This is a genomic window from Noviherbaspirillum massiliense JC206 (assembly GCF_000312045.1).
Taxonomy (GTDB): domain Bacteria; phylum Pseudomonadota; class Gammaproteobacteria; order Burkholderiales; family Burkholderiaceae_D; genus Noviherbaspirillum; species Noviherbaspirillum massiliense.
In genome coordinates this window covers 2,993,279-3,003,352 of the sequence record NZ_HE978634.1, presented here as the reverse complement: position 1 = coordinate 3,003,352, position 10,074 = coordinate 2,993,279, and the positions used below count along the sequence as shown (strand labels likewise).

At 61.7% G+C, this 10,074-nt stretch carries 9 protein-coding genes; 3 read left to right on the top strand and 6 right to left on the bottom strand.

The annotated features are described in order from the left end of the window. The first annotated feature begins 16 nt into the window (after nt 1-16). Both HGHM_RS14730 and araD1 read left to right on the top strand, forming a co-directional pair. Nucleotides 17-1,192: an L-rhamnonate dehydratase gene (locus HGHM_RS14730; protein ID WP_019142315.1), complete on the top strand. Its 1,176-nt coding sequence runs from the start codon at nt 17-19 to the stop codon at nt 1,190-1,192. An 8-nt stretch (nt 1,193-1,200) separates the two neighbouring features. Continuing rightward, the gene (gene araD1 / locus HGHM_RS14725) at nt 1,201-2,199 is read left to right on the top strand and encodes an AraD1 family protein (protein ID WP_019142314.1); all 999 of its coding nucleotides are present in this window, start codon (nt 1,201-1,203) and stop codon (nt 2,197-2,199) included. 339 nt (nt 2,200-2,538) lie between these two features. Here araD1 and HGHM_RS14720 read toward each other — a convergent pair whose 3' ends face one another. After that, nucleotides 2,539-3,549, bottom strand: a complete 1,011-nt coding sequence (locus tag HGHM_RS14720; protein ID WP_026076056.1) for a Bug family tripartite tricarboxylate transporter substrate binding protein — start codon at nt 3,547-3,549, stop codon at nt 2,539-2,541. 37 nt (nt 3,550-3,586) lie between these two features. Further along, on the bottom strand, nt 3,587-4,960 hold the full coding sequence (locus tag HGHM_RS14715; RefSeq protein ID WP_019142312.1) for an NAD(P)H-dependent oxidoreductase: 1,374 nt from the start codon (nt 4,958-4,960) through the stop codon (nt 3,587-3,589). 423 nt (nt 4,961-5,383) lie between these two features. Here HGHM_RS14715 and HGHM_RS14710 point away from each other — a divergent pair, with 423 nt between their 5' ends. Continuing rightward, the gene (locus HGHM_RS14710) at nt 5,384-5,593 is read left to right on the top strand and encodes a hypothetical protein (RefSeq protein WP_019142311.1); all 210 of its coding nucleotides are present in this window, start codon (nt 5,384-5,386) and stop codon (nt 5,591-5,593) included. 70 nt (nt 5,594-5,663) lie between these two features. On the opposite strand, the gene HGHM_RS14705 is transcribed toward HGHM_RS14710, so the two are convergent. The 4 genes from HGHM_RS14705 to HGHM_RS14685 form a co-directional block, all read right to left on the bottom strand. Beyond that, entirely contained in the window at nt 5,664-6,779 is a 1,116-nt protein-coding gene (locus HGHM_RS14705) for an NADH:flavin oxidoreductase/NADH oxidase (RefSeq protein ID WP_019142310.1), read from the bottom strand. 193 nt (nt 6,780-6,972) lie between these two features. Continuing rightward, a complete protein-coding gene (locus HGHM_RS14695; RefSeq protein WP_026076055.1) occupies nt 6,973-7,302 on the bottom strand; it encodes a high-potential iron-sulfur protein in 330 nt (109 codons plus the stop codon). A gap of 116 nt (nt 7,303-7,418) precedes the next feature. After that, nucleotides 7,419-8,306: a c-type cytochrome gene (locus HGHM_RS22355; RefSeq protein WP_019142307.1), complete on the bottom strand. Its 888-nt coding sequence runs from the start codon at nt 8,304-8,306 to the stop codon at nt 7,419-7,421. Beyond that, nucleotides 8,303-10,072 (bottom strand): GMC family oxidoreductase, encoded by a 1,770-nt coding sequence (locus HGHM_RS14685; RefSeq protein WP_026076054.1) that lies wholly within the window; start codon nt 10,070-10,072, stop codon nt 8,303-8,305. Before HGHM_RS14685 ends, HGHM_RS22355 begins: the two co-directional genes overlap by 4 nt. Nucleotides 10,073-10,074 lie beyond the last annotated feature (2 nt).

Here is a 10,074-nt window from a genome sequence, read left to right as displayed (position 1 = left end):
TCTTCAGGAGCATGACATGAAAATCACCAAGGTCCGCGCCCGCGTCTTTGAATGGAAGGGCAAGGTCGTTCCGCCGCAGGCGCACTTCTGCACCAACGCCAGCGATATCCTGTTCGAACGCGGCGATGCCATGGGCTCGTTCCGCTTTCACGGCTGGCTGGTTGTGGAAATCGAAACCGACAACGGCCTGGTCGGCATCGGCAACTGCGCGCTCGCACCGCGCATCGCCAAGCAGATCGTCGACCAGTACCTGGCTCCGCTCGTGACGGGCGAAGACCCGTTCGACAACGAATACCTGTGGCAGAAAATGTACCGCCGTACCATGGCCTGGGGGCGCAAGGGCATCACCATGGCGGCAATCTCCGCAGTCGACATCGCGCTCTGGGATTTGATGGGCAAGGCGGTCAAGCGCCCGGTGTTCAAGCTGCTGGGCGGCCGCACCAAGGAAAGGATTCCGTGCTACGCCTCCAAGCTGTATGCAAATGATGATCTCGACGTCTTCCTGGCGGAAGCAAGAACCTATCTCGAGCAAGGCTTCACCAGCATGAAGATGCGCTTCGGCTACGGGCCGAAGGATGGCCCGGCCGGCATGCAAAAGAACATCGCCCAGGTGCGCGCCCTGCGTGAGCTGGTGGGCGACGGCGTGGACATCATGCTCGAATGCTACATGGGTTGGACCCTGGAATACGCGCGCCGCATGATCCCGCGCCTGGCGGAATTCAATCCACGCTGGCTGGAAGAGCCGGTGATCGCCGACGACATCGAAGGCTATGCGGAACTGAAGAAGATCAGCCCGTTCCCGATTTCCGGCGGTGAGCATGAATTCACAAGCTACGGCTTCAAGGACTTGCTGGAAAAGCGTGCGGTCGACGTGATCCAGTATGACACCAACCGCGTCGGCGGCATCACCGCCGCGCAAAAGATCAATGCCATGGCGGAAGCCTGGAGCGTGCCGGTGATTCCGCATGCGGGGCAGATGCACAACTACCACCTGACGATGGCATCGACCGCCAGCCCGATGGCTGAGTTCTTCCCGGTGTTCGACGTCGAAGTCGGCAATGAACTGTTCTACTACGTGTTCAAGGGCGAGCCTCAGCCGGTGAAGGGCTTCCTGCAGCTGGACGACAATCTGCCGGGCCTCGGACTCGAAATTTCCGACGAACACCTGCATGACTTCAACGTGATCGAATAGAACTGGCCATGCGACTGATCCAATTTGAAACTGCAAGCGGCGAACGCCGTCTCGGGATGGTGCGCGCGGATGACAAGGTGGCCGCAGTGAAGGGCGCTTCCACCATGCGCGAGCTGGCGCTGCAGGCGATTGCCGCCGGGCGTACGCTGTCGCAGCAGGTCGAACACGCCGGTTGTGCAGACAGCTTCGATTACGCCGAACTTCTCGCCGAGAAGCGCGTGCTCGCGCCGCTCGACCATGAAGACCCGGCCCACGTGCTGGTCACCGGCACCGGCCTCACCCACCTGGGCAGTGCCGCCACGCGCGACAAGATGCACCAGAAGGCGCAGGAAGACGAATCGCACATGACCGATTCGATGCGCATGTTCAAATGGGGCGTCGAAGGCGGCAGGCCGGCAGCGGGTGAATCCGGCGTCCAGCCGGAGTGGTTTTACAAGGGCAACGGCAGCATCGTGGTGCGCCCGGGAACGCCGTTCCCCGTGCCGGCGTTTGCCGACGATGGGGGCGAAGAGCCGGAAGTGACCGGCCTGTACCTGATTGGCCCGGGCGGCCGGCCCTATCGTCTTGGCTTCGCGCTCGGCAACGAGTTTTCCGATCACGTGATGGAGCGCAAGAACTACTTGTATCTCGCGCATTCCAAGCTGCGCTTCTGCTCGTTCGGTCCCGAGCTTCGCACCGGCGAATTGCCGGCGCACATTTCCGGCATGAGCCGCATCCGCCGCAACGGCCGCGTGATCTGGGAAAAGGAATTTCTGTCCGGCGAAAGCAATATGTGCCATACGATCGCCAACCTGGAATACCACCATTTCAAGTACAGCCAGTTCCTGCGCGAAGGCGATGTGCATGTGCATTTCTTCGGCACCGCGACGCTGTCCTTCGCCGACGGCGTGAAGACGCAGGAGGGCGACGAGTTTGAAATCGACGCTGCCGAATTCGGCATGCCGCTGATCAATGGAATCGGCCGGGGCAAGGATGCCGTCCCGCCGGGTGGTGTGCAGGCACTCTGAATCAATAGTGCATGGCAGACCCTTGGCAAGCCCGCAAAAAATTTCTGATCCGGAGCGCGGGCTAGCTTCCTCCCCTTCAAGGGGCGGGAAGGGGATGGGTTTCAGTCGTTGCAATGACCTCCATCCCGCCTTGCAGGGCGCGCGCGAGCAGGGAAGCTATGCCGCGGAGTTCTTCACCGTGGTGAAGACGGCTTATCGGGGGTTGACAGAGCGGCCTCTGCTTCCTGCGCTTCATGCCTGCCCCTTCGGCCTGCCTGAAGCGTCGGCAATAAAAAAGCCTCCCAAGACGGAGGCAAAGAGATATCAGACTGAAGAACGTGCCGCAAAGGCGGCTGGTATTTACTTCAGCAACCAGCCCGCATCGCTGAAGATTCTGTGTGCCGTTTCCTCATCTTTCGTGATGTATTTCCTGAAAGCGTCACCGCTGGCGAAGTTGTCATTGAGGCCATTGGTCTGCAGGTAGCTTTTCCATTCCGGCGTTTCGCTGACTTTCTTCAAGAGATTCACGTAGTAGCTGACCTGTTCCGGCTTCACACCTGCCGGCATGTAGACCGTGCGCGGCATCCGGTATTCATCGATGTTCACACCCTGCTCCTTGCAGGTAGGAATATCGCTCCAGCCCGCTTCGGCGGTGACCTTGTCGTGATACTTCATGCGCTCCGGGCTGAAGACACACAAGGGCTTGACCTGGCCGGCGCGCCATTGCGAAATGTTTTCGTTCGGGTTGTTGACATTCGAGGTCACATGCTTGCCGGCCAGCTGGGTCGCCGCCTCGCCGCCGCTCTTGAAGGGAATGTAGGTCAGCTTGATGTTGTGCGTCATGTTGATCAGTTCGACCAGGGTCTGATCGGTATCCTTGGATTGCGAGCCACCCATCTTGAAATTCGAGGGATTGGCCTTGACCGCATCCAGATATTCCTTCGCCGTCTTGTAAGGCGCATCGGATTGCACCCAGATCAGGAATTCGTCCTGCGCCATCATCGCTACCGGCGTAAGCTGGTCAAACTTGTAGGGAACCTTCAGCACCATGGGCAGCAGGTAGGCATTGTTGGTGCCGAACACGATCTTGTGCGCATTGCCCTTGTCCGTGGCGGCATCGAAGAAGCCTTCCGCGCCGGAACCGCCGCCCTTGTTGAGCACCACGATGTTCTGGTCCATCAGCTTGTGCTTGACGATGATGGATTGCACCAGGCGCGCGAACTGGTCGGTCCCGCCTCCCGCGCCGGAAGGCACGACGAATTCCACGGATTTGGTGGGCTTCCAGTCCGCAGCGAAAGCACTGCCGGCCACCAGTGGCAGCGCGAGGCTCAACAGCGCGGCACACTTGAGCATGTTTCCCTTAGTTGTCATTGCAGTCTCCTTGTTATTGATGAAGAACATCAACCGGTCATGAATCGCCGGTCATTTTTTGCCAGGCGGCGTACAGCACGGATTGCTCGAGTTCCAGCATGTCGATGGAGATCGCTGCGCCGCACGGAACATCGGCGCGCAGGCGCTTGTTTGCGGCGAGATAGAAGGGAGCCATGCCGCGTGCCCGGGCGGCCGGCAACAGCACGGGCTTCATGCCCTGAATGTCATGATGGTGCCCGCCCATGTGCAGTATTTCACCGGCCTTAATATCGCGCTGTGCCACGGCCGCCATGACGGCATGCGCCTTCTGGGTATTGCTGCCGGAAGGACGCTGATGCAGCACGGCGGAAAAGATGCTCATCAGGCTTTCCAGTCCCATCAGGTGGTAAGGCAGATAGATGCAGGCGTATTTGCGGCTGCGGCTAACCACATGTCCTTTTTGCTGGAGCAGACGCCACACATCGTCATCGGTGCATCTGACAACCACGAACACGCCGCCGCCAAAGCTCGCTTCATCATGGCGGCGCAGGCAATTGAAGACATCCACCACGCCGGTGCGTTCGAGTATTCCGCCGTCTTCCTTCGGAATGAAGATGTCCGCCAACTCCGGAATGCGGCACAGCGGGTAGCTCAATGCGTCGCAGGCTGGCAGAAGGCCGGTGGAATTGGCCACCACGTTCATTTCGCAGTAATCGGGGGTCGCGCTTTGCGGCAGTTCCTTGATGGCTGCGCTGCGCCGGGCGAGCCGCGACGGAACATCATCGCCCAGATCCCACAGCCCGGCCAGCCCGGGGACAGGGTGCCGGTGCCCGGTATATTCGATGTCGCCGGCAGCGGCGTGATAGACATAGTCGTATTCGCTGGACTTGCCGGCGGCGACGATCTCGAAACCCAGGACCCGGGCCCAGGTGACCAGCCCGATCAGGTTGCTCGGCTGGTCGCCGTCTGCGGTGGTGTAGACCACGCCATGCTCCAGAGCGAGCCGGTTCAGGTAGGGGCCAACCACGGAATCGGTTTCCTTGGTTACCATCGCCACATGCACCCCGCGCTGGATCGCATCGATGGCGACCTGCACGCTCACCTCCGGCTGGCCGGTCGCTTCCACCAGGATGTCATGCGGCGCATCGGCCAGCAGGGAGTGATCCCTGACCAGCACAATCTTGCCCTCCTGGCTGGCGCGCCGGGCTTCCTCCCTCGTCTTGCAGACGCGAACCGCATCCGCAGTGAACCCCAGTCCGTTCAGCATGGCCTGGGTGCTCTCGACATCGAGGTCGCACAGCGCGGCGATTTCCACATTCATCACTGCGCGACACTGAACCAGCAGGGTGCGGGAAAAACCTCCGTTGGCGCCAGTCAATGCGATGCGGATGCGGCGGGAGGCAAGGTCCTGGAAAAGCAGTTCGTAATTCATGTTTGGATGGAGAGGAATCGGTGGGACCGGTGGTGCCGGTGCATGGCCCGGCCACGATGCACGGGCGGTTTGCCAAAAGTACTTGTTACTGCCCGGAGGGAGAAGGAAGCCGGCCATCCCGATGGCGGGAAGTGCGGTTGCTGCAATGGCGTGTGCTGCGTGCGGGGATAGAGGTTTTCATTATTGTCCCTGGAGTCTCCGTATGCTGTCGATTCTGGCTCCGTGACCGATTCCTGTCCATTTACATTATTGAAAGTTGCGATAACGCGCGGTTATATGTGTCGAAAAGGTCTTGCAGGAAATTCCTGTACCTCATATCGGCATTGGGCGGGAATGTTTCATGCAGTGTTTGTCTAATCGGTTCCAGAAAACGCCACGCACGGATGATGCGCTGCATCAATTGCAGCAAACCGGAAATCGAGAATGAAGAATCCCTGGACCAGGAAAAATCCCTTTTTGAGCATGTGGCTGAGCAGCGCCAATGCCGTATTCGGCACGGCACGCGGCAAAGCCATGGCGGAGGGCAAGCGCCAGACGGCAGCCGTGATCAGAAAGGGTACGAAACGATTGACGGACTTCTGGATTGCCGAACCCCAAGCGCCGCTTCCCAAGCGCAGGAAAAAGCGGCGTTGAGCGCGTCCGACTACGCCGGCTGGGGTGGCCGGCGGGATGCGTCTGTCTGATTACGCGGGCGATGAAAGCGTCAGCGCGGCCCGAGATGCGCGCCGCGGAACAGCTCCTTGAATTGCCTCGGCTGCGAACGCCAGTACTGTGGCGGCGCGTCGACCTGGGCACCCAGCTTTGCCGCTGCATGCCATGGCCAGCGCGGGTCGTACAGGATGCCGCGCGCCAGTGCCACCATGTCGGCCTGTCCGGTGGCGACGATCGCTTCCGCCTGTTCCGGCTCGGTGATGAGACCGACCGTGATGGTGGGCATGCCGGCTTCCTGTTTCAGGCGCGCCGCGAACGGCACCTGGTAATTCGGTCCCACCGGAATATGCTGTTTCGGCGACAGGCCGCCGCTCGAGACATGCAGGAATGCGCAGTCGCGTTTTTCCAGTTCATGGGCGAAGGCTGCGGTTTGCTCGATATCCCAGCCGCCTTCCACCCAGTCGGTGGCGGAGACGCGCATGCCGACCGGCTTGGCAGCGGGGAAAGCCGCGCGCACCGCGTCGAAGACTTCCAGCGGAAAGCGCAGGCGGTTGGCGAGCGAGCCGCCGTATTCATCGTCGCGCCGGTTCGACAAAGGGGACAGGAACTGGTGCAGCAGGTAGCCGTGCGCGCCATGCAATTCGATCCCGTCCAGTCCGAGTCGCTCGGAGCGCTTTGCCGCCGCTACGAAGGCATTGCGGACGCGTTCCAGCCCCGCCTTGTCGAGCGCCATCGGCGCTTCATCGCCGGGTGTGAAGGGCAGGGCCGAAGGGGCGACGGTGACCCAGCCGCCGGGAGCATGCGAAGGAATCTGCGCACCGCCTTCCCACGGTGCCCGGGTGGAAGCCTTTCTGCCGGCATGGGCGAGCTGAATTGCGATCGGCATCGGCGAATTCTCCCGCACCGCGCGCAGCACATTGCCCAGTGCCTGCTCCGTCGCATCCGACCACAAGCCGAGATCCGCCGGCGTGATCCGCCCTTCCGGTTCGACTGCGGTCGCCTCGATGAACATCAGGCCCGCGCCCGACAGGGCAAGGTGGCCGAGATGCATGAGATGCCAGGAAGTCGCTTCGCCATCGCGGGCGGAGTACTGGCACATCGGCGCGATCGCGATCCGGTTTTTCAATGTGAGCTGTCCAAGTGAAATCGGGGAAAAAAGAGTGCTCATAGCCTGTTCAATGGAGTGGGAAATGCCGGAAGGGCCATTCTAATAATTCTCGCAACGGCATGCCGTGCGCCTGCCGCAGGCCGCGCGCGAACGCGGCAGGCAGCAAGCAGAACCAGCCGCGCTGGCAGCACGCGTGACCTGCCGGTTTGGCCTCATCCATCTGCGTCGCTTGGGGCGCAGCGGCGGCGGCTGATCAGGATGCCTTCTTCACGTAGGCGCTGCACCAGCCATTGGCGGCGACGGCCTTGCCGCCGAAGATGGTGCAGGGCGCGATGTTCTTCTGTTCCTGCGCGGTCGTGTAGAACTGACAGCCGCTGCATACCTGCGAGTTGTCATGCTTGGGATACTTCTTGCTGTCCACGGTTTTCGTGTCGTCGACATATCCGAGGCTGACGGCTTGCGGATCTTTCGGGTCGATCTTCTTCAGCTGTTGCTGGGAAAACGCGGATACCGGAATCCCTGCAGCCGATACGACGGCAATGGTCGAGATCGAACGTAATACCTTGCGGCGCTGCTTTTGCATGGAAATCTCCTTGTACAAAAAAATGGATCGCTTTATTGGCAGGCGGCCGGCATCGGCTCGCAAATAGTGCCGTCATGCCTGCCAGCTGCGCTCCCGGTTCATGACGCGCATCCGGTTCACGGTGCCTCGCCGCCCGAACTGCCCGATGTCCCGGCGCCGGATGCGCCACCGCCGCCGCCCACTCCCTGGGCACCGCCGGTGGTCGGCGTGCCGCCTTCGCTGCCGACACCCTGGGTCGCCGTGGTCCCTTGCCCGCTCGAGCCGGAGCTGACCGCGGTGGCGGGACGGGCAGTCGAACCGACCGGAATATTGGTGCGCCGCGCTTCGGACACGGGCGCAGGCTGCGCAGCAAAGTAGGCCGACAGCGCCGAGATGTCGTTGTCGCCGAGGCGCTTGGCGATGGTCGGCATCTGCTTGCTCGGGTCAGTATTGCGCGCGCCGCTCTTCCATTCCTTCATGGCGGTGGTCAGGTAGGACGCGTGCTGGCCGGCGAGATACGGATAGGTCGGCGGTTCGCCGGCACCGCCCGGACCGTGGCAATTGGCGCAGGCTTGCACGCCCAGCTGGTTGTCGCCCACCATGGCCAGCGTCTCGCCCCGCTTCATCTGCGCGGCCGGCGCTTGCGCGGCGGGGCTTGCAGGCGGCGCTTCGATCACCGCATAGTAGGCGGACACCGCGTCGATCTGTTCCCGGGTCAGCCCTTTTGCAATCGGCATCATGATTGCATTGTTGCGGCTGCCGTTAGCGTAATTCATCAGCTGCTTTGCGAGGTATACCTGGGGCTGGCCGGCGATGCGGGGAAAGTTGGCCTGGGCATTGCCTTCGCCTTTCTGGCCATGGCATCCCGCGCATGCCGCAACGCCGTTCGGCGTGCCGTTGTTGGCGATCTGCATGCCGGTGAGGCCGCCGGAGCCCTGGCCTTGCGTCTGCGCCTGGGCACCCGCCGCGCCTGCGCACAGCAATGCAAGCGACAGCTTCAGTAAGATGGGGGAAGGGGTATTCATGTGCGCACCAGTGGGCCAGGGGATTTGAGGTACTGCTTCACGATCGCATCGGCCGCCCAGTAGGCCAGCGCGCCCACGGTATCGGTCGGATTGTAGGAAGCGTTCTGCGGGAAATTCGACGCGCCGATTACGAATACATTCGGCACATCCCAGCTTTGCAGGTAGCGGTTCACGGTGCTGGTAGTCGGGTCGGTGCCCATCACCGTGCCGCCGGTGTTATGCGTGGTCTGGTATTGCGTGACGGTGTACGGCCCCTTGCGCGGGCCACCCGATACCTGCTGGCCACCCATCGCCTTCCCGACCTCCAGCGCCTTTTGCGTGATGTAGGCCGACATCTTCAGGTCGTTTTCCGGAAAATCGAAGGTCATGCGCAACAGCGGCAGTCCCCATGCATCCTTGTAAGTCGGATCAAGGTCCAGGTAATTGGCCTTGGTCGATACGGAGCTGCCGTGCACATTCAGGACCGAAGTATGGTTGTAATGCCGCACCACCGCCTTCTTCCACTCCCCGCCCCAGGCTGGCGTGCCGGGCGGCGTCGGATGGAAGCCGATCGGCCGGCCATTCGTCATGACTTCGCCGAAATAGGCGCCGCCGATGAATCCGAGCGGCCCGTGGTCGAAATTGTCGCTCACGAAATCGGCGATGACGGTGCCGTTCGCGCCGGAGCGCATGAAGGGATTGATGTTGATCTTTTCATCGAAGAAGACCTGCACCGCGCTCATGGTCTGGTAGGCGTAGTTGCGTCCGACCACGCCCTGTCCGGTCTTCGGGTCGTAAGGCTTGCCGATGCCCGACAGCAGCAGCATGCGCACATTGTTGAGAGCGAAGGTGCCGACGATGATCAGCTTGGCCGGTTGCTCGAACTCGCGACCGGCGGCATCCACATAAGTGACGCCGGTCGCATGCTTCTTGGATTTGTCGAGATTGATGCGCAGCACCTGTGCCTGGGTGCGCAGCGTGAAATTCTTGTCCTTGAGCAGCACCGGCAGCAGGATGGTCTGCGGCGAGGACTTGGCGAAATGCTCGCAGGCGAAGCGCTCGCAGTAGCCGCAGAACATGCAGGTCTGCAGGCTCACCCCTTCCGGATTGGTGTAGGGCTGGCTCATGTTCGAGGACGGCTGCGGGAAGGGATGGTAGCCAAGGCTGGCCGCGGCCTTGCGGAACAGGGCCGAGCCGTAAGGCTCCTTCATCGGTGGCGTCGGATAGCCGCGGGAACGCGGATCCTCGAAGGGATTGCCGCCCGCAATCTTCTGGCCCTTGATATTGCCCGCCTGGCCGGACGTGCCGAGCAGGTATTCGAAGCGGTCGAAGTAGGGTTCCAGTTCCGTTGCGTTCACGCCCCAGTCCTGGATGATCAGGTCGTCCGGGATGAAGTTCTTGCCGTAGCGCTCGATGGTGCGCGAACGCAATTTGAAATCCGTGTCCTGGAATCGGTAAGTTTGACCATTCCAGTGTACGGCCGCGCCGCCGAGGCCCGTGCCCGGCAGGAAGCTTTCCCAGCGCCGGATCGGCAAGGCGGTCTGGTCGATCCGGTTGCGGAAGGTCACCGCTTCCTTGGTGTTGTCCTGCATCAGTCCCTTGCGCACGGAATAGCGCAGTTCATCATGCATTTGCGGTCCCTGGAAATCGGGGACTGTAAATCGCGGTTCGCCGCGCTCCAGGCCGACCACCTTCAGGCCGGCGCGCGTCAGTTCGCGTCCAAGCATGGTTCCCACCAGGCCCACGCCCAGGAGGACCGCATCAACTTCTGCCAATCGAGTTGCCATGG

What these genes read in the sequence shown, in the direction of transcription:
- HGHM_RS14720 (WP_026076056.1), bottom strand. Translation starts at nt 3,549, where the DNA reads ATGACAACTAAGGGAAACATGCTCAAGTGTGCCGCGCTGTTGAGCCTC.
- HGHM_RS14705 (WP_019142310.1), bottom strand. Translation starts at nt 6,779, where the DNA reads ATGAGCACTCTTTTTTCCCCGATTTCACTTGGACAGCTCACATTGAAA.
- HGHM_RS14715 (WP_019142312.1), bottom strand. Translation starts at nt 4,960, where the DNA reads ATGAATTACGAACTGCTTTTCCAGGACCTTGCCTCCCGCCGCATCCGC.
- HGHM_RS14685 (WP_026076054.1), bottom strand. Translation starts at nt 10,072, where the DNA reads ATGGCAACTCGATTGGCAGAAGTTGATGCGGTCCTCCTGGGCGTGGGC.
- HGHM_RS22355 (WP_019142307.1), bottom strand. Translation starts at nt 8,306, where the DNA reads ATGAATACCCCTTCCCCCATCTTACTGAAGCTGTCGCTTGCATTGCTG.
- HGHM_RS14710 (WP_019142311.1), top strand. Translation starts at nt 5,384, where the DNA reads ATGAAGAATCCCTGGACCAGGAAAAATCCCTTTTTGAGCATGTGGCTG.
- araD1 (WP_019142314.1), top strand. Translation starts at nt 1,201, where the DNA reads ATGCGACTGATCCAATTTGAAACTGCAAGCGGCGAACGCCGTCTCGGG.
- HGHM_RS14730 (WP_019142315.1), top strand. Translation starts at nt 17, where the DNA reads ATGAAAATCACCAAGGTCCGCGCCCGCGTCTTTGAATGGAAGGGCAAG.
- HGHM_RS14695 (WP_026076055.1), bottom strand. Translation starts at nt 7,302, where the DNA reads ATGCAAAAGCAGCGCCGCAAGGTATTACGTTCGATCTCGACCATTGCC.